The sequence below is a fragment of the Deltaproteobacteria bacterium genome, from assembly GCA_003696105.1.
GTDB lineage: Bacteria > Myxococcota_A > Polyangia > Haliangiales > J016 > J016.
On the sequence record RFGE01000158.1, the window covers coordinates 1 to 26,109 of the forward strand.

General features: G+C 73.2%; 16 protein-coding genes. 12 read left to right on the forward strand and 4 right to left on the reverse strand.

The features are described 5' to 3' along the window. The 7 genes from D6689_10640 to D6689_10670 all read left to right on the forward strand — a co-directional run. Positions 1–5,100 (forward strand): hypothetical protein (locus D6689_10640; protein ID RMH41591.1); only part of this gene is annotated, 5,100 nt, incomplete at its 5' end. A 106-nt stretch (positions 5,101–5,206) separates the two neighbouring features. Continuing rightward, the gene (locus D6689_10645) at positions 5,207–7,279 is read left to right on the forward strand and encodes a hypothetical protein (protein RMH41592.1); all 2,073 of its coding nucleotides are present in this window, start codon (positions 5,207–5,209) and stop codon (positions 7,277–7,279) included. Beyond that, complete coding sequence (locus tag D6689_10650) at positions 7,242–9,236, forward strand: hypothetical protein (GenBank protein RMH41593.1); 1,995 nt, start codon at positions 7,242–7,244, stop codon at positions 9,234–9,236. The genes D6689_10645 and D6689_10650 overlap by 38 nt, the downstream gene beginning before the upstream one ends. Positions 9,237–9,436: 200 nt before the next feature. Next, positions 9,437–10,168, forward strand: coding sequence for a VWA domain-containing protein (locus D6689_10655; GenBank protein ID RMH41594.1), 732 nt, complete (start codon positions 9,437–9,439; stop codon positions 10,166–10,168). Between the two features lie 297 nt (positions 10,169–10,465). Then, entirely contained in the window at positions 10,466–11,134 is a 669-nt protein-coding gene (locus tag D6689_10660) for a TetR/AcrR family transcriptional regulator (GenBank protein ID RMH41595.1), read from the forward strand. Continuing rightward, complete coding sequence (locus D6689_10665; protein RMH41596.1) at positions 11,110–12,759, forward strand: hypothetical protein; 1,650 nt, start codon at positions 11,110–11,112, stop codon at positions 12,757–12,759. Before D6689_10660 ends, D6689_10665 begins: the two co-directional genes overlap by 25 nt. A 114-nt stretch (positions 12,760–12,873) precedes the next feature. Next, entirely contained in the window at positions 12,874–13,626 is a 753-nt protein-coding gene (locus D6689_10670; GenBank protein ID RMH41597.1) for a pyridoxine 5'-phosphate synthase, read from the forward strand. 38 nt (positions 13,627–13,664) lie between these two features. On the opposite strand, the gene D6689_10675 is transcribed toward D6689_10670, so the two are convergent. Next, complete coding sequence (locus D6689_10675; GenBank protein RMH41598.1) at positions 13,665–16,151, reverse strand: leucine--tRNA ligase; 2,487 nt, start codon at positions 16,149–16,151, stop codon at positions 13,665–13,667. Between the two features lie 72 nt (positions 16,152–16,223). Here D6689_10675 and D6689_10680 point away from each other — a divergent pair, with 72 nt between their 5' ends. From D6689_10680 to D6689_10690, 3 genes are read left to right on the forward strand one after another with little or no spacing between them, the layout of a single operon-like run. Further along, on the forward strand, positions 16,224–19,028 hold the full coding sequence (locus tag D6689_10680) for a 2-oxoglutarate dehydrogenase E1 component (GenBank protein RMH41599.1): 2,805 nt from the start codon (positions 16,224–16,226) through the stop codon (positions 19,026–19,028). Positions 19,029–19,041: 13 nt separating this feature from the next. Next, positions 19,042–20,325, forward strand: a complete 1,284-nt coding sequence (odhB, locus tag D6689_10685; GenBank protein ID RMH41600.1) for a 2-oxoglutarate dehydrogenase complex dihydrolipoyllysine-residue succinyltransferase — start codon at positions 19,042–19,044, stop codon at positions 20,323–20,325. Further along, positions 20,322–20,693, forward strand: a complete 372-nt coding sequence (locus D6689_10690; protein ID RMH41601.1) for a hypothetical protein — start codon at positions 20,322–20,324, stop codon at positions 20,691–20,693. The genes odhB and D6689_10690 overlap by 4 nt, the downstream gene beginning before the upstream one ends. A 103-nt stretch (positions 20,694–20,796) precedes the next feature. On the opposite strand, the gene D6689_10695 is transcribed toward D6689_10690, so the two are convergent. The 3 genes from D6689_10695 to rpmG all read right to left on the reverse strand — a co-directional run bounded on the left by D6689_10695 (position 20,797) and on the right by rpmG (position 22,849). Next, on the reverse strand, positions 20,797–22,230 hold the full coding sequence (locus D6689_10695) for a hypothetical protein (GenBank protein RMH41602.1): 1,434 nt from the start codon (positions 22,228–22,230) through the stop codon (positions 20,797–20,799). A gap of 168 nt (positions 22,231–22,398) precedes the next feature. After that, positions 22,399–22,635, reverse strand: coding sequence for a 50S ribosomal protein L28 (locus tag D6689_10700; protein RMH41603.1), 237 nt, complete (start codon positions 22,633–22,635; stop codon positions 22,399–22,401). 10 nt (positions 22,636–22,645) lie between these two features. Beyond that, entirely contained in the window at positions 22,646–22,849 is a 204-nt protein-coding gene (gene rpmG / locus D6689_10705; protein ID RMH41606.1) for a 50S ribosomal protein L33, read from the reverse strand. A gap of 207 nt (positions 22,850–23,056) precedes the next feature. On the opposite strand from rpmG, the gene D6689_10710 reads away from it, so the two are divergent. Beyond that, positions 23,057–24,541, forward strand: coding sequence for a hypothetical protein (locus D6689_10710; GenBank protein ID RMH41604.1), 1,485 nt, complete (start codon positions 23,057–23,059; stop codon positions 24,539–24,541). 95 nt (positions 24,542–24,636) lie between these two features. After that, on the forward strand, positions 24,637–26,109 hold a 1,473-nt coding region (locus tag D6689_10715; protein RMH41605.1), incomplete at its 3' end, for a VCBS repeat-containing protein.

Sequence of the window (26,109 nt, forward strand, 5' to 3'; positions counted from 1 at the left end):
CCCGTCGAACCCGCGCCCGTCGAACCCGCGCCGGTCGAGCCCGCGGCGGCCGAACCCGCGCCCGTCGCGCCCGCGGCGGCCGCGCCCGCGCCCGTCGAACCCGCGCCCGTCGAACCCGCGCCGGTCGAGCCCGCGGCGGCCGAACCCGCGCCCGTCGAGCCCGCGGCGGCCGAGCCCGTGCCCGTCGAACCCGCGCCGGTCGAGCCCGCGGCGGCCGCGCCCGCGCCGGCCGACGACGTGTACGTCGCACCGGAGCCGCCGCCGTCGACGTTCGACGACCTCCCGCCGGGTCTCGCGCTCGACGACCTCGGCCTGCCGTTCGAGGCCGTCCCGGACCCCGCGGCCGAGCGCGAGGACGCCGACGAACTGCTCGCGGTGTGCGAACGCGAGCTCGCGCGCGTCGACGACCCACAGCGGCTGGCGGCTCTGCGCCTCGAATGTGCGCGGCTCGCGCTGGTCCTCGACGACCCGGACGCGGCGCGCGCGCACCTCGACGCCGCGGCGGACAGCGACCCGCGATCGCCGCTGGCCGCGCTGCTGGCGCGGTTCGCCGCACGCGCCGCGGGCGACGCCGGCGCCGAGGCGGCCGCGTGGATGGCCCAACTCGACCGCGTCGCGCCGGCCGAACGCCGGGCGCTGGGCCTGTGGCACGCGGCGCGGTGCGCAGCCGACGGCGACCTCGCCGCCGCGCGCGCCGCGCTCGACGCGGCCGGCGCCGGCGGCGACCCGCTCGCGGCGTGGATCGCGATCGACGCGGCCGTCGCGGACGGTGACTGGCGCGCGGTCGGCGCGGCCGTCGCCGAGCTCGCGGCCGCCTTCGGCGACGGACCCGGCGCCGCCGACCTCCGCGCGGCCGCCGGCGCGATCGCCGCCGCGGCGGGGGACGCGGATGCGGCCGTCGACGCGTACCGTGCCGCTCTCCGCGCCGATCCGGCGTCGCGCCCGGCGACCCGCGGGCTGCAGCGCCTCGCGCTGCGCGCCGACCGCCTGCAGGATGCCGCCGAGGCGGCCGGCCGGCTGCTGGCCGCCGGCCTCGCCGACGCGGACCCGGCGCTCGCTGCCGCGATCGCGCTGCGCCGGGCCCATCTGGCGCGGTCGCTCGGCGATGTCAGCGGTTGGGCGGAAAGCTTGAGTACGGTCGTCGCGCTCGCCCCCGACGACGCGCGCGCGGCCGCCGAACTGGGCGACGCGCTTGCGGCGACCGGCGACCGCGCCGGCGCGATCATCGCGCTGCGCGCCGCGTCAGCCCGCGCCACCGATCCGGCGTTGGCGGCCGCCGCATGCCGCCGCGCGGTCGCGCTGGCCGCGGAGGCCGGTGCGCCGCCGGCGGAGATCGCAGAGCTGGCGCGCCGGTGGATGGACCTCGATCCCGGCGATCCGCAGGCCCGCCAGGTCCTCATCGACGCGCTGGCGGCCGCCGGCGACGTCGACGGCCTCGTCGACCTTCACCGAGCGGCGGCCGCGACCGATCCGGACGGCGGCGTCTACGAGCGGGTCACGGCGGCCAAGCGGCTGGTCGCCGCGGGGCGCGTCGACGAGGCGATCCGGGAACTGCGCGCCGCTCGCGCCGCCGGCCCGCCGTCGCCGGTCGTCGACGACAGCCTCGCGCGCGCGCTCGCGTTCGCCGGTCTCACCGAGCAGCGCGCGCAGTTGTTGGCGGAACTGGCCGACACCGAGGCCGACTTCCGCGACCCGGAGGTGGCGGCCCTGCGCGCCGCGCAGGCGGCCGAGGACTTCGCGTACGAGCTGTTGTCGGCGGATACGGCGCTGGCCGCGGCGGCGCCCGCGGCGGTCGACCGCGCGCTGGCGCTGTGGCGGCGCGTGGCCGATCTGGACCCGGCGTCGCAGCTCGCGCACGGCGCGATTCGCCGCCTCGCGGAACGGGCGGTGGGGCGAACCGGCGACGCCGACGTGCTCGACGGCGCCCTCGCCGCCGCGCAGGCGGCCGCCGGCCATCCGTCGCGCGCCGCGGGCATCGCCGTCGAGCGAGCGGTCCGCCGGTGGGCGCCGCCGCGGCTCGACGCGGCCGGCGCCGAGGAGGTGCTGCGGGCCGCGCGCGCCGTCGCACCCGGCGATCCGCGGCCGGCCGCGCTGCTGGTCGCCGTGGTCGCCGCGCAGCGCCGCTATCGCGAGGCGGCCGACGCCCTCGCCGAGTGGGCCGCAGCGCTCGGCGCCGCGCCCGCGGCTCACGCGCTTCGCTTCCGCGCGGCGGAGTGGCTGCACGAGTACACCGAGGAGGCGGCGCGGGTCGTCGAGGTCCTTGCACCGGTCGTCGCGGCGTACCCGGACTTTGCCCCGGCTGCGGCCCTGCTCGAGGCCGCCCACCGGGCGCTCGGCGACGCCGCGCTGCTGACGGAGGATCTCGAGCGCCGGCGCGAGCGCGGCGACGCCGCCGATCCGTTCTCGCTGCTCGTACGCGAGGCCGAACTGCTCGAGGATCGCGTCGGCGATCCCGCGCGCGCCGCGGACCTGTATGCCCGCGCGCTCGAACGGCGCCCGGGCGATCCCTTCGCTCAGCTCGGCCTCGCGCGCGCCGCCGAGGCCGCCGGCGAACTCGCCACGCTGTCCCAGCTCGCGCTCGATGCGCTCAAACGCGCCGACGAACTTGGCGACGCGCGGGCGAAGGCAGCCGCCTACGAGGAGCTGGCGCGCATCGACGCGGAGCTGCGCGGCGACGCGAGTTCCGCGCGCTTCAGCTACGAGGCCGCCGCCAAGCTCGACCCGGAGCGCTGGCCGGTGCTGCGCGCGCTCGAGCTGGCGTACCTGGCCGACGGGCGCGACGACGACCTCGCCCGCGTCTACGACTGGGAGGTCCGCGCGGCGCGCCATCCAGCCGATGCGGTCGCGCTATCGCTCGCGCGGGCGCGCGCGCTCGAGCGCGCCGGCCATGCCGCGTCCGAGGTGCTCGCCGAGTACCGCCGCGCGTACGACCTCGACCAGCGATGTGCGTTGGCGCTACAACGACTCGAGGCCGCCGCGCGCGCGCGCGGCCCGTCTGCCGAGCTGGCCGCGTTCGAGGAGGCCGCGGCGCGCCTGTTCGATCACGATGCGCGCGCCAAGGCCGCGTTCCTCACCCGGGCGGGAGAAACCCGGGTCGCGATCGGCGACGTCGAGGGCGCGGTCGACTGCTTCCGCGCGGCGGCGGACGCGCTGCCCGGCTACCTGCCGGCGCTGGTCGGCTGGCGGCGCGCGGCGCTCGCCGGCGGATTGTGGCTGGACGTCGGCGAGGCGGCGGAGCGCCAGGCCCAGTACGAGACGGACGACGCGGAGCGCGCGGCGCTCGAGCACCTCGCCGGTGTCGCCTACATGGATCGGGCGATGAGTCCCGAGCGCGCCATCCCGGCGCTGCGGCGCGTGCTCACCCTCGTGCCCGACCACGTCGACGCCTACCTGCGCCTGCGCGCCATGTTCGAGGAGAACGCGGCGCACGACGACCTCGTCGAGTTGCTCGAGCGGCGGCTCGCGGTCGAGGAGGTGCCCGCCTACCGGCGCGAACTCCACCACGCGCTGGCCGCGCTGCACCGGGACTACCTCGACAATCCCGACGGCGCGCGCGCCCACTTGCGCGCCGCGCTCGCGATCGATCCGCGCGACGCGCAGGCGCTCGCCGGCCTCGCCGGCATCGCGCTGGCGCAGCAGGATTGGGCCGGCGCGGCCGAGGCGCTGGCCGCGAGCGCGCAGGTCGAAACCGACCCGGATCGGTTGCGCGAGATCCTGGCGAAGCTGGGCGCGCTGGCGGCCGACCACCTGCACGACGCGAGCGCGGCCGTCGCGGCCTACCGGCGAGTCCTGCAGATCGAGCCGGCGAATCGCGAAGCGCTCGAGCGGCTCAGCGTCCTGTGCGCCGACGTCGGCGACTACACGGCGGCGCTGCAGGCGTGCGAACAGCTGCTGCGCGACCGGCGGCGCACGCCCGACGAGCAGATCGCCATTCTGCACCGGGTGGGCGACATCTACCAGCGGATGAACGAGCCCGCGCGCGCCGAGCGCGCCTACCGCGCGGCGCTCGACGTCGACCCGACGAGCGAAGCGGCCCTCGATGCGCTCGTGCGGTTCTTCCGGCTCGGCGGCGATCTGCGCAGCCTGCGGGTTCACCTCGACACGGTCGCCACCGCCATGCGCAAGCGCCTCGAGCGCGTTCCGCTGGACCGCACCGCCTACCACGTGCTCGCGCGCGTGCTCGCCACGCGCGAGGAGGTCGGCGTTCGCGGGTCGCTCGCCGCCGCGATGTGCGCCGCCGAGTTGGCGCGGGCGCTCGGGTCGGACGACCCGGAGGACGTGCGGCTCGCCGAGGCGGCGGCGCGCGCCGTCGGTGACGCCAGCCCGCTGGCGGCGCCGGAGGCGGCCGACCTGTTGTTCGCCGGCGACGTGCCCAACGGGCTGCGCCAGCTGATGCGCGCGATCGACGAGCGGCTCGCCAAGGCGATGGCGGGCGACCTGAAGCGCTACGGCGTCGGCCGCGGCGACCGCGCCGGCCGCGACAGCGCGCTGGCCGCGGCGGTGCGCGCCGTCGCCGAGGAGCTGGGCCTCGGCGACGTGGACGTGTACGTGACCGCCCGCGAGCCGACCGCGCTGGTCGCCGACACCGCCGGCGGGTTGCGCGTCATCGTCGGGGCGGCGCTCGCGGACGCCCCCGGGGCGCGGCTGCGGTTCTTCGCGGGCCGCGCGCTCGCGTTGGCGGCGGCCGGCATGGCCGTGCCGGCGCGGCTGGACGCGTCGACCTTCGGCGCGGTGCTCGTCGCGCTGCTGCGCGCGTTCCGCCCGGACTTTTCCCCCGGCGGCGTCGACCTGGGCGCCGTCGCCGAGCAACAGAGCCACCTGCGCAAGGTGATCCCGGGCGGCATGCTGTCCGAACTCGGTCCCTACGCGGTGGAGTGCGCGGGCGTGGACTTCGACCACCTGCGCATCTGGGAGGGCATCGCCGCGGCGGGCGACCGGGCGGGGCTGGTCGCCGCGGGCCGCGTGCAGCCGGCGATCGAAGCGCTCGCACAGATCGCCGGCGTGCCGGACGTCGCGGCGGCGGCGAACCATCCGGCGGTGCAGCGGCTCATGCGGTTCGCCGTGAGCGAGGACTACGTCGCTCTGCGGCGCGGCGGCTGAGCGGCTGGCGCGCCGTTTGCTTCGGTCTCCCACAGACGGAGTTGCGCAAACCTCGTTTCGGGGAGATAGATTCGTGTTCGTGAACAGAAATTCAGTATGGCTCGGCTTGCTGGCCACTGCGGTAGCCGGGGCGTGCGGTCCCGGTGGCAGCCCGCCCGAGTTCGACCCGATCGCCGACCAGGAGGCGGTCGTCGGGGTCGAGTTCGTGCTCGAGCTGCGCGCGACCGACCCCGACGGCGACGACCTCCACTACCGCTTCGACGCCGGCGTGCCGGACATCCACGGCCGCGCGGACCTCACCCGCCGTCCCGACGGGTCCGCCGTGTTCCGCTGGACGCCGCGCGCGTCGGACGTGAGCGACGGCTGGCTGTTCGACTTCACCGTGTCCGACGGCAGCCACGAGGACACGGTCACGATCCGGATCGCCGTGAGGTCGGCCGCCGGCGGCGCGGGCGCGCCGGTGTTCCGCGAGCCGACCGGCACCGGGCGCACGCTCGATCTGGCGACGCAGACGTGCGTCACCGTGCCGATCGTCGTCGAGGACGCCGACTCGACTTCGATCGCGCTGACCATGCAGGAGCCGATCATCGCCGGTTCGCAGCTCGACGCCGCCCCCGACGGGCTGTCGGGGACGTGGACCTGGTGTCCGAGCGAACGCCAGATCGACACCGATGACCGCTACCTGCTCACGCTCAGCGCCGACGACTTCACCAATCCGCCGACCATCAAGCGCTTCCTCATCGTATTGCGCAAGCCACCGAAGCCCGACTGCCCGGGCGACGCGCCGGTCGTGGCGCACACCCCGTCGGACGAGACCACGCTCGTCGGCCTCACGCTCGTCGCCGACATCTCCGACGACCAGGGGCTCAAGGGCGAGCCGCTGCTGTACTACTCGACCGCGCCGCCGGCCGATCCGCCCGACCTCGGCGCGATGACCCAGGTGTCGATGGTGTTGCTCGACGGCGACCTGCGCGCCGGCACGTGGGGCGCGGACGTGCCCAATCCGGTCGCGGGCCAGCCGGCCGGCGCGACCGCCGACCTCTACTACGTGATCGTCGCGCAGGACAACGACGACGCCGACGGCGACTGCGATCACGTCACCCAGGCACCGGCGACCGGCGCGTATCACATGACGGTGACCAGCCCGGGCGGCGCCGGCGGCGCGGGCGTGTGCGAGCCGTGCACCGCCGACATCCAGTGCGGCGACGCCGGCGATCTGTGCGTCCGCATCGGGCCGATGCTCGACTCCTACTGCACGTCGGCCTGCTCGAGCGATGCCGACTGTCCCGCCGGCTATGCCTGCTCCCCGGCCGAAGTCGCGTCCGTCGACGGCGCGGCGGGGCGTCAGTGCATCCCCGAGTCCGGCCGCTGCGACGGCGGCGGCGCCGCGTGCGCCGACGACGCATTCGAGGACAACGACGCGCCCGCGGACGCGACGCCGATCGTCCCGGGCGCAACGGCCGACCTCGTGAGCTGCGACGTCACGTCCACCACGGACGACGAGGACTTCTTCCGCATCGACCTGACCGCTGACGCGCAGGTCGATCTGACCTTGGCCGGCACGTCGGCGTCGGACCTCGACCTGCAACTCTGGGCGGCCGATGGGTCGGTGCTCGCCTCGTCGGTGTCCCTCACGTCCAGCGAATCGATCTCCGCGTGTCTCGAACCGGGAACCTACTACGTGCGGGTGTACGCGTGGAACCCCGCGCGGAACCCGTACACGCTCACGTACGCGCGCACGCCGACGTCGTGCGGCGGCGCCAGCTGCGACGACGACGACGCGGAGGACGACGACTCGCCGGCGCAGGCGAGGGCGACCGACATCTATCCGGATCCGTACGTGTCGACCACCAACGCGATCTGCGCCGGGGACGACGACTGGTATGCGGTCGACCTGTACGATGGTGAGACGGTCGTCGTCGACCTCACCTTCGAGCAGACCAACTCGACCGAAGATCTTGACCTGCACTTTCACGACGCGGCCGGCGTCGACCTCACTCCCTGCACCGAGGAAAACCCCCTCACGTGTACGTCGAGCCAGGGCCAGAGCGCGACCTCCAACGAGCACTTCGAGTACACCGTGGCCGACTCCGCGTGCCTGCCGTGTCGCTACTATGTGGTCGTCCACGGCTGGAACGGCAGTGAGAACCTCTACGACATTCGCATCGGCCTGCAATAGGCGCGGCGTCGCGGCCGTCGTCGCGCTCGCCGCGCTCGCCGCGTGCGCCGACGGCGACATCGGCGGCCCGGTGCCCGACTCCGCGCTCGAGGGAATCGCGCTGACCGCCGTCGCTCCGGCCGTCGCCGTTCCCGGCACCGTGTTGGTCCTGTCGGGGCGCAGCTTCGTCGACGCCCAGTGGGGCGACACGCGGCTGCGGCTGTCCGGTACGTTTGCCGGCCGGCCGGTCGACGTCGCCGTCCCCGCGCGCTTCGCGGCGTACGACCGGCTCGAGGTGGATGTCGGCGACGTGCTGTACGACGCGCTCGGCGGCGAACTCGGCGAGCTGGTCGCCGATGCGGTCGTCGAGGTCGACAGCCGGTACGACGGCCGCACGTACCGCACCGACCCGCTGGCCGTCGCGATCCGATTCGAGCGCGAACTCGCGCCGCGAATCGCGTCGCTGCAGACCGGCGGCGTCATCTTCGCCAACGACGACATCGCGATCGAGGGCGACGGGCTGCTGCTCGGCGGGAGCGAGGGCCGCACGATCGCGGTCGTCGAGGGGTGTTTCGCGCCCGCCGGCGGCGGCGCGTGCGCGCGGGTCGCGCCGGTCGAGGTGCCGGTCGTGCCCGCGGCGCCGTTCGACCGCACGCGCGGCACCTTCCGCTTCGTCCCGGCGATCGCCGGCATCGGCCCGGGGCGGTTCGACGGCACCGTCGCGTTGCGCAACGATCACGCCGCGACCGGCGCGCGCGTCGACGGTGACCGGCGCACGGCGCAGTACGAACGCATCGAGGCGGCGGTGTTCGACCTCGGCCCGACGGCCGCGAGTCTCGGCCAGTACGTGGTCGTGCGCGGCGGCGGTTTCGTCGGCGTGGCCGACGGCGGCGCGACGCTGCTCGCGCTGTCCGGCACGTTCTCGCCCGACGGCGGCGGTCCGGCCGTCCCCGTCGACCTGGAACTCGTCGCCGAAGTCGTCGACGGCCACACCGCGCGCTACGTGCTCAACGAGGAGGACGCCCTCGGCCAGGCGATCGACCTGCGCGCGGTCACCGGCACCTTCGCGGGCACCGTGCGGCCGATCGTCCAGTACGGCGACGAGGAGGTCGCCGGCGAGCCGGTCGCCGCCGAGTTGCGCGTCGCACCGGTCGCCCAGGTCGTCTACCTCGACTTCCAGCCGAGCTACGTCGAGAGCTTGCGCGCGTTCGGCCTGCGCGCGGTCGACGCGCAGATCCGCGAGCGCGTCGCGCAGGTCGTCCGGCGCGACTACGCGACGATCCACCTCGACGTGCGGCTCGAGCCGCCAGACGACTTCGCGCTGTACTCGGTCGTCGACATCGCCGGGCCGGATCCCAACGGCCTCGGCCTGCTCGGGTACGACAACACGCCCGGCAAGGACAGCGGAAACCTGCGGTTGTACGACCGCATCGGCGGCGTCAATGCGCTCACGCAGGAGGACGGCTATCCCGGCTTCGGGGGGGTGTTCATCGAGTCGCTGTTCGGGTTTTCCGAGCATCCCGAGGGCCACGCCGAGACGTTGCCGGCCGCCGACCCGGCATTCGACGCGATCTTCGACCCGTTTCGCCCCGATCGCGGCGGCCGACCCGTGTCGTCGGCCGACGGCGCGATCGTCGCCGGTGCGGTCGACGGCGCCGACTGCCCGGCGCCCGACGGCGACCGCGAGCACCAGATCGGTTGCGCCGTCACCGTTCTCGGCAACCTCATCGGGACGATCGTGTCGCACGAGATCGGCCACTCCCTCGGCCTCGCCAACCCGTACGGCGAGGGTTTTCACAACGTCGGCGACGCGCCCAACCGGCTGATGGACGCCGGCGCCGCGCGCAGCTTCGCCGAGCGCGCCGAGTTGTTCGGCCAGGGGCCGTCGCGGTTCTGCGACCAGGAGTACGCCTACCTCCGCGACATCCTGCCGACCTCCGAGCCGGACGATCCCACACCCCGACCCCCGTGCTTCTGACGGCCGCCACCGCGGCCGACACCGGACGTGCGCGCCCGGATCGCGGCCGCGGACGCCCGGGGCCGCCGGCGCGCGGCGTCGATCGCGGCGCCACCTGCCGCGCGCGCGTTGACGAACCGGCGCGGCGCTCGTATCGTTAGGCCGATTCGCCGGGTGGTCCCCCTTCAGGGCGCATCGGCCCACGACACGGAGGCACGAGGATGATGAACGGGAAGTCAGTCAGTCGCACGCGGGGCAGGGTCGCGTGGTTGGCAGTCGTCGCACTCGCGGCAGCGCTCGGATGCACGGCGTCGGCGTCGGCGACGGTGAGCGTGAAGACCGGATTCTTTTTCGGGCACGACCTGCGGCAGGCGCAGTCGGTCGTCTACGTGTTGGACCTGTCCGGGTCCATGTCCGAGGCGTCGGGCTCCGTCGTCGAACAGGCGGGCACGACGGTGGCGGCCAAAGCCGTCGGCGGCTTGATCGGCGGCTCGGTCGGCCGCGCGGCCGAGAGCCGCATCGAGAAGATGAAAAAGAAGATCGAAAAGGTGAAGCTGCACCTGATCGCGAGCTTGCAGGGGCTGCCGCCGGGGTCGACGTTCAACATCATCATGTTCTCGGACGGCGTTCAGAAGTTGGCGCCGGGGATGATTCAGGCCAACGCGGCGACCAAGACGCTGGTGAGCGCGTTCGTCGACCGGCTCGAGGAGGGCGGCAGCACGAACATGTACAAGGCGCTCGAGGCCGCCGTGTACATGCCGACGAAAGAGATCATCCTGCTCACCGACGGCGAGCCGACCAGCTCGACGCCGGAAGAGATCCTCGACCTCTTGCGCAGGAAGAACCAGGGCCGGTTCATCGTGTCGACGGTCGGCGTCGGCAACGACCACGCGCGGGAGTTCCTCGAGCAGATCGCCGCCGAAAACGGCGGCACGTACACCGCGTACGACTAGAGGCTGTCGCTGAGTGCAGTGCGGTTCGGGCCAGGTCCGTGGAATCTCGGGTAAGGCGCGACGAAGGCGCTCGCTGGGCCCACGGAACTGACGAGTCAACCAGCACGAGGTCGTAGGGGCAGCCCCTGGGGGCTGCAGCGCATCGCTACCGGCTGCGGCGCGATCCGCGCGCGAACGGCCGCGCACGTCGTCGCGCCGTCCAGGTCGTCTCGCGAGGCGAGGTAGCGCGCGCCGCGGGGTGCGCCGCGCGTCGCTCTGTGCGCGCCCCGCAGGTCGGCTCTACGTCCGCACGATGTATTGACGGAGTGTCGGGTTTTCTGCGAAAAACTCGACACTGTGCCGAGAATTGTGGATCGGGCCCGGCGCGAGGAACTCGCTGCGCGGGCATTCGAGGTCATCCGCGCGCGCGGGGCCCACCGCACGTCGATGTCCGACCTCGCCGCGGCTCTCGGGATGAAGCGGTCGACGCTGTACTGGTACTTTCGGGACCTCGGCCAGGTGTTCGATGCGGTCATGGAGGCGCACCGCCGCCGACTCGAGGCGTTCGTCCGCGGGCGGCTCGCCGGCCGCTCGCATCCGATCGACGTCCTGCTCGAACTGATTCGAGCGCACCTCGACTTCTTCGAGGGCCGGCACGACGCGCTCATCGCCCTGTATCAGCTCTGGGCGGTGGCGGACGCGGACCAGCCCGGAGCCGAGATCGCGCGTACGCGCGCGTTCGTGTCCGCGGTGCGCGATCAACTCATCGACCTGGTCGCCGCGGGCGTCACCGACGGCCGCGTGCGGCCGTGTGACCCGGCGCAGGTGGTCGACATGGTGCTGGCCTACTGCGACGGATCTCTCACCCAGCGGGTCAAGCTCGGTCTCGACCCACACGTGCTGGTCGACGGGTTTTCCCGCTACGTGCTCGAGCCGCTTCGCGCGCGACCGGAGGAGCCGACATGCGACACACGCGCCCGGCGGTGACCACCGCCCGTCAACCGCTGTGGATCGCGCACCTGCGCGGCACGCAGGAGCAGATGGGAGAGCAACACGGCGCGCTGTTGCGCGCGCACGGCGGGTGGCGCGCGGCGCTCGCGTTCTACCCGGAGCTGGCGGACCGCATGCTGTTTCGCCGCGCGCGGCCGCGGCCGGCCCGCGCGGCGGGCCGCGCGCTGGTGGCCGCGATGCTCGCCGAACTGTCCCGGCATCGCCCCGGCGACTACCGGCGGCGATCCCGGGCGTTCATGCGGGCGCTCGGGCTACCGGCGGCCGACGCCCGTTCCCTCGGCGTGATGGACGCGCTGCAAAACTGCATCGACCTGGCGGGGCGGCTTCGGCTCGGTCCGTTCGCGCGCGACCTCGCGTCGCGGATGCCGCCGGCGTGTTCGACGCTGATGGTGTGGGGGGCCGCGTCGGTGGACGGCGCGCTGCGCCACGCGCGGAACTTCGACTTCCCGGGCATCGGCGTGTGGGACGCGGCGCCTGCGGTCGTGTTCTGCGATCCGGACGACGGACTCCGCTACGGGTTCGTCACGACCCGCGGCGCGGACGCCGTGGGCGTGACGGCATTCAACGAAGCCGGCATTTCCGTGACCGCGCACACGCGCTTCCACCGCCAGTGTCACGTGTCGGGTGCGCTGGTCGTCGACGTCGGCCACGACATCGTGCGGCGGGCGGAGTCGATCGCGGACGCGGTTCGGCTCGTCCGGCGGCGGCCGGTGGCGTCGACCTGGGGGCTCGCCGTGTCGTCGGCGCGGGAGCGCCGCGCGGTGGTGATCGAGACGGCAGGCGCGCGCGTCGCGGTCGTCGAGCCGACGCGCGACGGCATGCTCGCGTGCGCCAACCGCTATCGGCATCCCGACATGCTCGCCGGGCAGCTCACGCTGACGCCGTGCTGGGCGTACCACTCCGACGAGCGGCAAGCGCGGCTCGAGGCGCTGGCGGCAGCGGCGCGCGCGCGCGGCGGCATGACCGACGCGGACCTGCGCGCGGCGCTCGGCGACGACGTGCTGGCGCAGGCGGCGACGGTCCAGAGCGTCGTGATCGAGCCGGAGGCGCGGCGCGTATGGGTGGCGACCGGCGGCTGTCCGACGAGCTGGGGGCCGTGGATGGCGGTGCCGTGGAGCTGGGACGAGCCGGTCGGCGCACACGCCGCGGCTGCCGGCGACGGCGACCGACGGACCGACGAAGCGTTCGCCGCGTACGTCGAGGCGACGCGGATCGACGCGGACACGCACGACGACGCATCGGCGCTGGCGGCGATCGAGCGAGCCGTGTCGCTCGCCCCCGATCGGCCCGACTTTCGCTTTCTCGCGGGCGTACTCGAGCTGCGGTTCGGCCGGCTCGACCGCGCGCTGGCCCACTTCGACGCGGGGCTCGCGCACGAGCGGCGCGCGTTTCGCCGCGGCCAGCTGCTGCTGTGGGCCGCGCGGACCGCGGCGGCGCGCGGCGACGCGGCGCGGGCGGCGGCGCTGCGCGACGAGCTGTGCGCGCTCGACCACCCGCTGCTCGCGCGCCACCGCGGCGCGGCTCGGTTCGAGCGCGAGCGGCCGGCGCGCGCCACGCTGCGCCCGCCCGTGCCGAATTTCCTGCTGGTCGACGCGCTATAGCGCCGCCACAACGGAGCCGGCGCGCGCGCTCGTCGGCGCGCAGTCGAGTCGGTCGTCAGGCGGTGGCATCGCCGCCGCCGGTCGGCCGGCCTGCGCCGTGGTATAGAGCGCGCGATGAACCTGTCGGTGAACCTCAACAAGGTCGCGCTGCTGCGCAACAGCCGCGGCGCCGACAACCCGAGCCCGCTGCGCGCGGCGGAGGTGTGCATCGACGCCGGTGCCGCCGGCATCACGCTGCACTTGCGCGAAGATCGGCGCCACACCCGGCCCGGCGACGTGCGCGACATCTGCGCGCTGTGCAAGGAGCGCGGCGTCGAGTTCAACCTCGAGGGAGATCCGCGCGACGAACTGATCGATCTCGCACTCGAGGTGCGGCCGACGCAGTTCACGCTCGTGCCGGTCACACCGGGCGAGATCACGAGCGACCACGGCTGGGATCTGCCGCGCGAGCACGACCGCATCGCGCCGGTGATCGCTCGGCTCAAGGACGCCGGGATCCGCGCGGCGATCTTCATGGATCCGGTCCCCGGCGCGATGGCCGCGGCCGCCGCGACCGGCACGGACCGCATCGAGATCTACACCGAGCCGTACGCCGCGGCGTTCGGCACGGACCGGCAGCCGGTCGAACTCGACCGGTTTCGCGACAGCGCGCGCGCGGCGACCGCCGCGGGCCTCGGCGTCAACGCGGGCCACGACCTGAACCTGCGCAACATGCCGCTGGTGGCCCGCGAGATTCCCGAGGTGCTCGAGGTGTCGATCGGCCACGCGCTGGTGGCGGACGCGCTGTACCTCGGGCTCGCCGAGACCGTCCGCCGCTACCTGGCGGTGTGCCGGGGCGAGGAGGTCGACGCGCCGAAGACGCGCTGACGCGCGCAGCGCGGCGGCGCCATCGCGTGCGACCGGGCTCAGCCGACGACGAAGTTGACGAGCCGCCCCGGCACGAACACGAACTTGCGCACCGTCTTGCCCTCGAGGTGGCGCGCCACGTTGGCCGCCTGTTCGGCTGCGGCGCGCACGTCAGCTTCGCTGGCGCCGGCCGGCACCTCGATCTGCCCGCGCACCTTGCCGTTGACCTGGACCGCGTAGGTCACCGTGTCGTCGGCGACCAGCGCCGGATCGGGCTTCGGCCAGGGCTGCGTCAGCAGCGGCTCGCTCGCCCCGTACGCCGCGGCGATCTCATCGCAGATGTGCGGCGCGATCGGATAGAGCATGGTCGCGAGCAGGCGGATCGCCTCCGCCATGGCGGCCCGCTCGGCGGCGGTCGCCGGATGCATCGGCGTGAGCGTGTTGACCAGCTCCATGCACCGCGCGATCGCCGTGTTGAAGCTCTGGCGCTCGATGTCCTCGGTGACCTGGGCGAGCGTCTTGTGCGCCGCCCGCCGGATCGCGAGCGCGTCCCCGTCGACCGGCCCGTCCCAGGTTTCGCCCGCGGCGTCGCGGTGCGCGTGCGCCAGTCGCCACACGCGCTGCAAAAACCGGTTGCAGCCCTCGACCTGTTCGTCCGACCACTGGATGTCCTTGTCTGGCGGCCCGGCGAACATCACGAACGTGCGGCACGCGTCCGCGCCCAGCCGGTCGACGATGTCGGCCGGCGACACGACGTTGCCCCACCGCTTGGACATCTTGCGGCCGTCGGGACCGTTGACGATGCCCTGGGTGATCAGGCGGACGACCGGCTCCTCGACCGGGCACAGGCCCATCTCGTGCATGACCATGGTCCAGAACCGGAAGTACAGAAGGTGCATCGTCGAGTGCTCCGGCCCGCCGATGTAGACGTCGACCGGGAGCCACTTGTCGGCCTTCTCGCGGGAAAACGGCAGGTCGTCGTTGTTGGGGTCGAGGTAGCGCGCGTAGTACCAGGTCGAGTCGACGAACGTATCCATCGTCTCGACCTCGCGCGTCGCCGGCCCGCCGCAGGTCGGACACGTCGTGTGGACGAACTCCGGCACCTTCGCCAGCGGTGGCTCGCCGCGGCCGGTGAGCACGGCGGCGACGTCGATGTCCGGCAGTTCGACGGGAAGCTGGTCGTAGGGCACGGAGATGCCTTCCCGGTCCGGATCGCACACGTCGCAGTACACGATCGGAATCGGCGTGCCCCAGTAGCGCTGGCGCGAAATCCCCCAGTCGCGCTGGCGGTAGGTGGCGGCCGGCCCGCCGAAGCCGCCCTCGGCGGCGGCCCGCGCGATCGCCGCGCGCGCATCGGCGGACGTCATCCCGGTAAACGGTCCGCTTTCGACGAGCACGCCGTCGTCGGTGAACGCGGCGTCCATCTCGTCGGGCGGCGGCAACGGCGTGCCGTCCGCCGGCTGAACGACCTGCACGATCGGCAGACCGTATGCGCGCGCGAACTCGAAGTCGCGCTGGTCGTGGGCCGGCACGCTCATCACCGCCCCGGTGCCGTAGTCGGCGACGACGAAGTTGGCCGCCCAGATCGGCAGCTCGGCGCCGGTAAACGGGTGCAGCGCGACGGCGCCGGTGTCGACGCCTTGTTTCGGCGGCTCTTCGTCGCGGCCGCGGCGCGCCGCCTTCTCGGCCTGCTCCTCGGCGAATGCGCGCACCGCGTCGAGCCGGTCGGGGGCCGCGATACGTTCGATGAGCTCGTGATCGGGCGCGATGACCAGGTACGTCGCGCCGAACACGGTGTCGGCCCGTGTCGTGAACACGCGCAGCGCGACGTCGGTCCCCTTGACCCGGAAGTCGAGGTTCGCGCCCTCGCTCTTGCCGATCCAGTGGCGCTGCTTCTTGACGACCTCGGGCGCCCAACCGGTGAGGGTGTCGAGGTTGGCCAGCAGGCGCTCCGAGTAGCGCGTGATGCGGAACGCCCACTCCGGGCGGCGGCGCACGACGACGACCCCGTCGCACCGCTCGCAGCGGCCGTCCTTGACCTGCTCGTTGGCGATCACGGTCTGGCAGTCGGTGCACCAGTTGACCGACGCGCGTCGCTTGTAGACGAGCCCGCGCTCGCGGAACTTGAGGAAGAACCACTGGTTCCACTTGTAGTAGGCGGGGCTGGACGTGTTGATCTCGCGCGTCCAGTCGTAGGCGTAGCCGAGGCGTTTCATCTCGGCCTTGAACGACGCGATGTTCTCCGCCGTCCGCTCGGCCGGGTGGCGCTTGTCCTTGATCGCCGCGTTCTCCGCGGGCAGGCCGAGCGCGTCCCAACCCATCGGGTGCAGCACGTCGTAGCCGCGCATCCGGTAGTAGCGGGTCATCACGTCGCCGATGAGGTAGTTGCGCACGTGGCCCATGTGCATCGCGCCGGACGGGTACGGGAACATTTCGAGCACGTACATGCGGCGGTCGCCGGTGTCGCGGGCGACGAACAGGCCGGCTTGCTCCCACCGGCGCTGCCACGCGGGTTCGATTTCGGCAGGCGAATAGCGCTCGTTCATAGGCGGGGGAGGGTAGCAGGAAACGGCGCGCGGCGGCCCGCGCGGGCGACGGCTTGCGCTACCATCGGCGCGATGTCGCACGACGTGGTGTCCCTGGCGAGCAACCTCGGGTTCGTCGACGAGATGTACGCGCGGTACTGCGAGGATCCGGCGTCGGTCGACGCGTCGTGGCGCGCGCTGTTCTCGTCGGGCGGGCTACCCGCGGCGGCGCGGGGAGGCCCGACGCCGGAGCCACGGCGCGCGTGGAGCGCCGCGGCCGGCGCGGCGGTCGAGCCCGCGGCCGGCGCACCGGCGGCCGGTCCGGTGCCGGTCGTCGCGAGCGAGGCGCTGTCGCTGTGGCCGCTCGTCAACGCGTATCGGGTGCGCGGCCACCTTGCGGCCGACCTCGACCCGCTCGGCCTGCTCGAGCGGCCGCCGCATCCCGAACTGGAGCCGGCCACCTACGGGTTCCGCGAGGCGGACATGGACCGGCCGATGCCGGCAGGCGGCCTGTACGGGGTGCGCGTGGCCACGCCGCGCGAGGTGCTCGCGCGGCTCCGGCGCGCCTACTGCGGCTCGATCGGCCTCGAGTTCATGCACATCTCGACGCCGGCGAAGAAGGCGTGGCTGGCCGAGCGGATGGAGACGCGCCCGGACCCGCGCACGCTGCCGGCCGACCGGCGCATCGCCATGCTCGAACGGCTCGTGAGCACGTCGGCGTTCGAGCGGTTCGTCCATCGCAAGTATCCCGGCACCAAGCGGTTTTCGCTCGAAGGCGGCGAATCCGCGATTCCGCTGCTCGACAATGTGCTCGACGGCGCGGCGCGCCTCGGCGCGGTCGAAGCCGTCATCGGCATGGCGCACCGCGGCCGGCTGTGCGTGCTGCACGACATCTTGCAAAAGCCGGCGCGCGACCTGTTCGCGGAGTTCGACGACGTGGAACCGGAGGTCGCGTTCGGCGGCGGCGACGTCAAATACCACCTCGGCTACTCGTGCGATCGCGTCGACCGCGAAGGGCGGCGCATGCACCTGTCGCTCGCGTTCAACCCGAGCCACCTCGAGGCGGTCGACCCGGTGGTCGTCGGCCGCGTGCGCGCCAAGCAGCGCCGCCGCCATGACGCCGATCACGCGCGCGTCGCCGGCATCCTGATCCACGGCGACGCGGCGTTCGCCGGCCAGGGCCTGGTGCCGGAGACGCTCAACCTGTCGAACCTGCACGGCTACCGGACGGGCGGCACGGTGCACATCATTATCAACAACCAGATCGGGTTCACCGCGTCGCCGACGGAGTCGCGATCGACACCGTATTGCACCGATGTCGCCAAGATGATCCAGTGCCCGATCTGGCACGTCAACGGCGAGGATCTCGACGCCGTCGCGCAGGTCGTCGACATGGCGATGGAGTACCGCGCGCAGTTTGCCAGCGACGTGGTCATCGACATGTTCTGCTACCGCAAGTACGGCCACAACGAGATGGACGAGCCGAGCTTCACGCAGCCGCTGATGTACAAGCGGATTCGCGGCAAGAAGCCGGTCACCGAACTGTACGCGCAGCAGCTGATCGACGAGGGCGTCCTGTCGCGCGCCGACGTCGACGCGATGCGGGCCCGGGTCGAAGCCGCACTCGAGCGCGAGTTCGAGGCCGCGCGCAAGGCGGCGCACCGGCCGATCATCGACGCGATGGGCGGCGTGTGGGAGGGCTACCTCGGCGGCGCGGACGCCGCCGTGCCGGACGTGGACACCGGCGTTCCGCGCGACGTGCTGGAGCGAGTCGCCGAGCGCGCCACCACCGTACCGGACGGGTTCGCGCTCAACCGCAAGCTGCAACGCTTGTTCGAACAGCGGCGCGAGATGGCGCGCGGTGAGCGCGCGGTCGACTGGGCGATGGCCGAACTGCTGGCGTTCGGGTCGCTGCTGATCGATGGGGTCAACGTCCGGCTCAGCGGCCAGGACAGCTCGCGCGGTACGTTCAGCCAGCGGCACGCGGTCGTCACCGACCAGGAGACTGGCGCTGAGTTCACGCCGCTGGCGCACATGACCGACTCGCAGGGCGACTTCTGCGTGTACGACAGTCCGCTGTCGGAAGCCGGTGTGCTCGGCTTCGAGTTCGGCTACTCGCTCGACTACCCCGACGCGCTCGTGATGTGGGAGGCGCAGTTCGGCGACTTCGTCAACGGCGCTCAGGTTCACCTCGACGTGTTCATCTCGTCGTGCGAGGACAAGTGGGATCGCCTGTCCGGGCTCGTGATGCTGCTCCCGCACGGGTTCGAGGGGCAGGGCCCGGAGCACTCGAGCGCGCGGCTCGAGCGGTTTCTCAGCGCGTGCGCCGAGGACAACTGGCAAATCGTCCAGCCGACGACGCCGGTGCAGTACTTCCACGTGCTGCGCCGCCAGGTGCTGCGCCCGCTGCGCAAGCCGCTGGTCCTGCTCACGCCAAAGAGTCTGCTGCGGCTGCCGGCCGCCACGTCGTCGATCGACGAGTTCACGGCGGGGCGCTTCCAGCGCGTGCTGGCCGACGCCGCGGCGCCGCCGGCCGGCGAGGTCGACCGCGTGATGGTGTGCACCGGCAAGGTGTTCTACGACCTCGACGCGGAGCGCGCGCGGCGCGAGGATCGCCGCACCGCGATCGTGCGGCTCGAACAGCTGTATCCGTGGCGCCGCGAGGAGGTCGAAGCGGCGATCGGCGTGTTTGCCGGCGCGCGCGAGCTGGTGTGGGTGCAGGAGGAACCGCGGAACATGGGCGCGTGGGCATTCGTCGAGCCGCGGCTGCGCGCGCTGTTTCCGGGCTGCGCGCTGCGGCCGGTCAGCCGCCCGGAGAGCGCGAGCCCGGCGACCGGATCGCACAAGGCGCACGCGATCGAGCAGGAACGATTGATCCTCGAGGCATTCGAAGGATAGAGGAGCACATTCGATGAAGGAACTGGTCGTCCCGGAACTCGGCGAGTCGATCACGGAGGCAGTCGTCGCCAAGTGGTTGGTCGAACCCGGCCAAGCGGTGGAGGCCGACGAGCCACTCGTCGATCTCGAGACCGACAAGGTGACGGTGCAACTGCCGGCGCCGGCGGCGGGGCAGCTCGTCGAGGTGAAGGCACGAGAGGGAGACACGGTGTCGGTCGGGCAGGTGATCGGGCTGTTCGAGCCGGCCGGCGTGGCGGCCAAGAAGCCGCAGCGGCCGGCCGGGGGAAACGGGCAGCCCGCCGGGCGAGCCGCGGCGCCCGCGGCGCCGGCCGAACCGGCGGTGGCAGGCGCCCTCGAGCCGGCGGTCGCTCCCGAGGCGGCGGCGGCGCCCGCCGCGCCGGAGCGGACGGAGCCGATCGCCGCGCCACCGGACGCGGTCGACGACGTGCCGGAGCGCGGGCCGGACGGGCGTGTGCTGTCGCCGGCCGAGCGGCGCCGCTACCGCGAGCGAGGCGAACTGCCGGCGGCCGCGCCCGCGTCCGCCGCCGCGCCTGCCCCGGCGCGGGCGCCCGCGCCGGCCGAGGTGACCGGTCCGGACGAGCCGGAGGACGTCGTGCCGATGTCGCCGCTGCGGCGGCGCATCGCCGAACGCCTCGTGCAGGCCCAGCACACGGCGGCGATCCTCACCACGTTCAACGAGGTCGACATGTCCGCCGTGATGGCGCTGCGGGAGGCCCACAAAGACGAGTTCCTCGCCCGGCACGGCGTGAAGCTCGGCTTCATGTCCTTCTTCGTCAAGGCGTGCGTCGCGGCGCTCAAGCAGTTTCCCGGCGTCAACGCGGAGGTGCGCGGCGACGCGATCGCCTACAAGAAGTACTACCACATCGGCATCGCGGTCGGCGGCGGCAAGGGGCTCGTCGTGCCCGTCGTCCGCCACGCCGACCGGCTCGGCTTCGCCGACATCGAGCGCACCATCGCCGACCTGGCGCAGCGCGCGCAAGCCAACAAGCTCACCCTCGACGAGTTGATGGGCGGCACGTTTACGATCAGCAACGGCGGCGTCTATGGATCGATGATGTCCACGCCGCTGCTCAACATGCCGCAGACCGGCATCCTGGGCATGCACAACATCATCCGGCGGCCGGTCGCCATCGGCGATCGGATCGAGATTCGCCCAATGATGTATATCGCACTGTCGTACGATCACCGGGTCATCGACGGGCGCGAGGCGGTCCAGTTCCTGGTGGCCGTCAAGCGTGGCGTCGAGCACCCGGAGCGGCTGATGTTCGAGCTGTGACGCGCGCGGTGGCGTGGTTGTGCGTCGGGTTGGCGGTCGCGGCGGCCGCGGCGGCCGCGTGCGACAAGCGGGAGCCGTCGCCGGAGGCCGCCGAGCCGTACCGGCCACCGCCACCGCCCTTGCCGCCACCGCCGCCGGACGCGGGCGTCGCGCGACGGACGGGCGACGAGCCGAGCCTCGTCGAGTGCATCCGCGCGTGCCGCGCCGGCGTACGGCGCGCGCGAGGCGAGGGGCGAGGGGCGCGCGACTGCGTCGCCGACTGCTCGCGGGCGTGTACCGCGACGTGCGTCGACCGCGCGAAGGCGCGCGGCGAGTTCTCCGAGCGCACCGAGGCGGCGTGCGCGGTGAGTTGTCGGCTCGGCGAATGACGCCCTGCAGCGGGATGGCGCGGGCCGACGCCGCCGGCGTCTCGCGCGGCGGCGGGCGGCCTGTCGGCTTGGCCCGGTCGCGGGCGCGGGCCGACGCCGCCGCTTACGGAGCGATCCGAACCACCGCGGTCGCGACCCCGTCGGCGTCCGGCAGCGGCTCGTCCCCGACGGTCGCGCGGTCGCCGTAGCTCACGGCGACCGCGACGGCGTCTCCGCTGGCGTCCGCGGCGACGGCAGCCGCCTGGTCGTCCCGCGGGCCGGCGACGGTGCGCACCCACCGGGGGGCGCCGTCGCCGCCGGAAAGGCGCGCGACGAACCCGTCGCGGAGGCCGGCGGCGCGGAGCGCATGCCCCGGCAGGTCGATCGCGATCTCGAACTCGCCGGCCGCGAGGATGTCGCCGCCGGCCACGGCCACCGCCGCGACGCGGTCCTCGCCGCCACCGCCGATTGCGCGCGCCCAGACGAGCTTGCCCTGTGCGGTGTACCGGGCGACGAAGCCGTCGGCGCCGCCGGCCGTCGCGACCGGCGCGCCGCCCAACAGCGCCGTGCCGCCGATCGTTCCACCCACGGCGATGTCGCCGCCCGGCAGCGCCGCGGCCGCCGTCGCCACATCGTCGGCTGCACCGCCGAAACCGCGCGCCCACCGCGGTGCGCCGTCCGCGCCCGCCAGCCGCGCGATCGCGATGTCCGCCGTCGGTCCCGCCGCGCGCAGCGCTCGGCCGGCGAACTCCGCGTCGCCGGTGAACGTGCCGACCGCGATCGCGTCGCCTGCGGCCACCGCGACGCCGCGCAGCGCATCCGGGCCTGGCCCGCCGAGCGTGGCGATCCATCGCACGTGGCCGTCGGGCGTCACCGCGACGGCCACGCCGTCCTGCACGCCGGCGGTGTCGATCGGTCGCGACTCGGCGGAGGAGGCGTCGGGGGCGGCGGTCGTGGACACGGCGATCGGCGCGTCGAAGTCGCCCACTGCCACCGCGCCGTCGGCGTCCGCCGCGACGGCGACGAGGTGCGCCACGCCATCGCCGGCGACGACGGCGGCCCACATCGGGCGCCCATCGTCGTCGATGCGCATCAAGAACCCGGCCGGTCCCGCGGCGGCGGTGAGCGTGCGCTCACCGAGTGACAGCGCCCGAGAAAACGCGCCGACCACGTAGATGGCTCCGTCCGGCGCGACGGCCACGCCGCGCGCGAGGTCGACGCCCGGTCCGGTCCACGCCCGGGCCCAGCGGACCTGACCGTCGGGCGACAGCCGGACGGCGAACGCGTCGTCTTCGCCGTCGGGCGCGCCGCGCAGGCGGTGGCCCGCGACGTGTGCTTCGCGCTGAAACGACCCGACCGCGATCGTGTCGCCGCCCGACAGCGCCACCGCGCGCACCGCCGGATACGCGGGACCGGTGACGACGTGCGCCCAGCGCACGCGCGCGCCGGCGAGCGCCGGCGCGTCTGCCGGCATCGGCGCGGGCGCCCGCGGCGCACCGCAGGCTGCACCGGCGAGCATGCCGGCGACCGCGGCGGCGGCTACCCGGCGGTTGCGCACCGGCGCGCCGGCGAGGTCGCGAGATGCAAGTTCACGTTCGGCGCACGCTCGCGGCGCACGACGGCGCGTCTCCCTACACGCCACGGGAGGGCGGGTGGACGTATGCCGACGATCGTCCGCGGGTTGCAGCCGCAGCGACCGGCGATGCGCTGTCTGGAGGGACAGCCCCTAGACCTTCTCGCCGCGCGCACGCATCTCTCGCACGACGGCCGCGAGGCCCTTTTTGTCGATGATGCGCATGCCGCGGGCGGAGACGCGCAGTCGGATCCAGCGGTTTTCTTCCTCGAACCAGTAGCGTTTCGACCGCAGGTTGACCTCGAACCGCCGCTTCGATTTGCGGTTCGAGTGGCTGATCTTGTTGCCGACCAGCGCGGACTTGCCGGTGACCTGACAGACGCGAGACATGGTGCCTACCTCAGATCTTCGACTCTTTGAAGTCGACGTGTTTGCGGATCTTGGGGTCGTACTTCTTGAGGACCAGCTTGTCCGGCGTGCGGCGCTTGTTCTTGCTGGTGGTGTAGAAGTACCCCGTCCCCGCCGTGGACACGAGGCGAATCAGTTCGCGGCCGCCTTTGCCGCCCTTTTTTCTTGGCCATGACCGTGGTCTCCTGCCGGAAATGGGGGCGCAATATGGCACAGCGTTCCCGGCCTGACAACCCCGGTCGTCGCAGGCGCGGGCGCGGTCAGCGCTTGTCGATCGCGCGGGACGCGACCAGGCAGGACAGGGCGACCAGTTTGAGCACGAGGGAAGCTGCGCTGCGCATGCTCGCGCCCGCTTCAAGCGGCGGGCCAGGGACCCTGCGTGTGATTCAAGCAGGTTACATGGGTGCGCGTTGCGGCCGCGTTGCGCATGGCAACTGGCGCCGTCTGCGCCGTTGCGGGGAGCAACCGGGACGGCGCGGCCTCCGGTCCGACGTCCCGCACCGGCCCCCACGCGCCGGCGGCTCGGGGGTCGCCGCGCGATGTCGCGCCGCGCGGGTGTCGGCACGGCATCCCGCGCCGACCCGGCACCGTGCGACGCCCGGCCCGGTGCGCGGCTCCCGGTGGGGCGCGGTGGGGCGCGGTCGCGCGCAACGCCGTCGCCCGCGGATCCGCATGCCCTGCGGCGCGGCCTTTGCGATCGAGACCGCCCTTGCCGCGCGTTCGCCGATGGACCTATCATCCGCGTATGCGCTGGTGCGGGTTTGCGATGGCGGCCGCGGCGATGGCCGCCGGCGGGGGCTGCTCGGACGCCGAGGACGTGATCGTCCCGGACCGCCCGAGCTACGGCGTGTGGGAGAAGATCGAGCCGCCGGGCGCCGTGTGCGGCAACGGCTCCCAGTACAAGTTCTTCGTCAACTACTCGGATACGTCCAACAACGTCGTCGTCGCGTTCGAGCCAGGCGGCGCGTGTTGGGACTTCGAGAGCTGCTCGGGCAAGGCCGGCATTCGCGGCGCCGCGAACGTCGACGGCATTCCGGACGACCACGCCGAGCTCGCGCGGTTCATGGTGCCGTTTTTCCAGCGCGAGTACGACGACACGCCGACGCCCGATTGGAACTACGTGTACGTACCGTACTGCACCGGCGACGTACACAGCGGCAACAACGTGATCACGTACAAGGACCCCGACGGCGTCGAGCCGGACCTGGAGTTCCACCACAACGGCTACGCGAACGTGCAGGCGGTCGTCGACTGGATGGCGACGCAGTTCGAGCACGTGCCGAAGTTGCTTGTCTACGGGTGCAGCGCCGGCGGCGCGGGGTCGACCGTCAACTTCTATCACTTGCGTCGCGGCCTGCCCGGCGTCGAGCGCGCGTATCTGCTGGCCGACTCCGGCCCGATCTTCCCGAGCGACGGCTGGTCGCGGCCGCTGCACGAAAAGGTCCGCGCGTCGTGGAACCTCGACCCGCTGCTCGACGCGCTCGACATCCCGATCGACAAGGACGACTTCGGCTCGATCAACACCGCGCTGGCCGACACGTTCCCGGACGACCGGCTCGCCGTGACCTACTTTCTTCGCGACTACAACTATTCGCTCTACTCGTACGAGCGGTTCTACGACTACCCGGACAAAGAGACGATCCACTCGATGTGGTGGGACGACACGCAACTGTTGATGGCGCAGTTCGATACGCGCGACAACCTCGCCTACTACCTGCCGTACTGGCGGCTGCTCAACGACAGCCACTGCACGGCGCTCATCACGTTCGCCGGCTCCGAGATCCAGGAGGCGAACATGACGCTCGACCGCTACGTCCGCGATCTGCTCGATGACGACGCGCCGCTGGCGTCGTACGTGGAGTCGCCGCAGCCGGGCGAGGACGAGTAGGCCGCGTTGCGGCGCGCGGCGCAGCCCGCGGCGCCGTCGTGTAGGATCGAGCCGTGGCCAGGGGACGGCGCGGAGCGAGCCGGTATGCGTGGGGAGTGGTCTGCGCGGCGCTGGCGTGCCACGGCGCGGCCCCCGATGTGCCGGTCGCGTTCACCGAGGTCACCGACGACCGCATGCCGACCGTGGCGCAGGCGGACGTCCTCGGCGGCGATCGGTTCTGGGGGCCGGGCGCCGCGGCGGGAGACGTCGACGGGGACGGCCGGGTCGATCTCTATCTGTCGGGCGGGGGGCTGTACCTCAACCGCAACGATCCGCGCGGATTCCGGTTCGAGCGCGCGCCCGTGCAGCCGGCCGAGCCGGGGTTCGACGTGCTCGGCGCGGTGTTCGCCGACGTCGACCGGGACGGCGATCTCGACCTGACACTGTGCGGCGCCGGCGGCGTCCGCCTGTTGGCAAACGATGGCACCGGCGCGTTCGAGGACGTCACGCAAGCCGCCGGCATCGCCGTCCCCGCGACCGACGTGTGCGTCGAGACCGCCTGGGGCGATCTCGACGGCGACGGCTTTCCGGATCTATCGGTCGCCACCTACGGCAGTCCGGGCGATCGCGCCGACGCCGAGGTCGGCCACCTGTACCTGAACAACCGGGACGGCACGTTCCGCGAGGCGACCGACGCCGTCGGCGGTCCGGACCGCGCGCGCCGCTCGCTCACCACAGCGTTCGCCGACTTCGACGGAGACGGCGCGGTCGACCTGTACTTCGGCGACGACCAGTTCATCGAACTCGAGTCGGGGCAGCCGCGCGGCGACCTGGTGTTCCTGAACCGCGGGCTCGACGACCAGGGGCGCCTCCAACTCGAGGAGGCGAGCGAGACGCTGGGGCTCGACGGATTTCGGGCCACCATGGGCTGCGCGTTTGGCGATCCCGCGCGCACGGGCGGCTGGGATCTGCTGTTTTCCGACGTGTTCCGGATCTGGATCTACCACCGGTCGCCGGGCGGCTCGGCGTTCGAGGACGTGACGCTCGCGCGCGGCGACGACCTCCGCGGCCCGCCCGAGGAGAAGTGGGTGATGTGGGGCGGGCAGTTTGCCGACTTCGACGGAGACGGGTACGAGGACGCCCTCGTCGCGCAGGCGCCCGTGCTGTTCGGCGAGCGCAATCAGGAACGGCTCGGGCCGGTCCTGTTGCGGAACCGCGGCGGGACGTTCGAGCGCGTTCGCTACGCGTTCGGCGGCCCGCTGCTGGCGCGGGGGACGCTCCTGGCGGATCTGGACGGCGACGGCGACGACGACGTCGTGACGGCGCCGCTTTTCGGCCCGTTCCGCGCGTTCGTCAACGACACCGCGCCGCGCGACGCGGTCCGCGTCCGGCTGGTCGGTACCGTGAGCGAGCCGGGGGCGGCGGGGGCGGTGGTCGTCGCGACGGCCGGCAGCGTGGCCCAGCAGCGCATGGTCGTCGCCGGGTGCCGGCCGTTCGCCGAGGGGCCGCCGGTGGTCGACATTGCGCTCGCCGGCGCGACGAGCATGGACTTGCAGATCGCGTGGCCCAGCGGCGCCCGGCAGCGCGTC

What these genes read in the sequence shown, in the direction of transcription:
- D6689_10655 (RMH41594.1), top strand. Translation starts at nt 9,437, where the DNA reads ATGATGAACGGGAAGTCAGTCAGTCGCACGCGGGGCAGGGTCGCGTGG.
- D6689_10665 (RMH41596.1), top strand. Translation starts at nt 11,110, where the DNA reads ATGCGACACACGCGCCCGGCGGTGACCACCGCCCGTCAACCGCTGTGG.
- D6689_10670 (RMH41597.1), top strand. Translation starts at nt 12,874, where the DNA reads ATGAACCTGTCGGTGAACCTCAACAAGGTCGCGCTGCTGCGCAACAGC.
- D6689_10675 (RMH41598.1), bottom strand. Translation starts at nt 16,151, where the DNA reads ATGAACGAGCGCTATTCGCCTGCCGAAATCGAACCCGCGTGGCAGCGC.
- D6689_10680 (RMH41599.1), top strand. Translation starts at nt 16,224, where the DNA reads ATGTCGCACGACGTGGTGTCCCTGGCGAGCAACCTCGGGTTCGTCGAC.
- odhB (RMH41600.1), top strand. Translation starts at nt 19,042, where the DNA reads ATGAAGGAACTGGTCGTCCCGGAACTCGGCGAGTCGATCACGGAGGCA.
- D6689_10700 (RMH41603.1), bottom strand. Translation starts at nt 22,635, where the DNA reads ATGTCTCGCGTCTGTCAGGTCACCGGCAAGTCCGCGCTGGTCGGCAAC.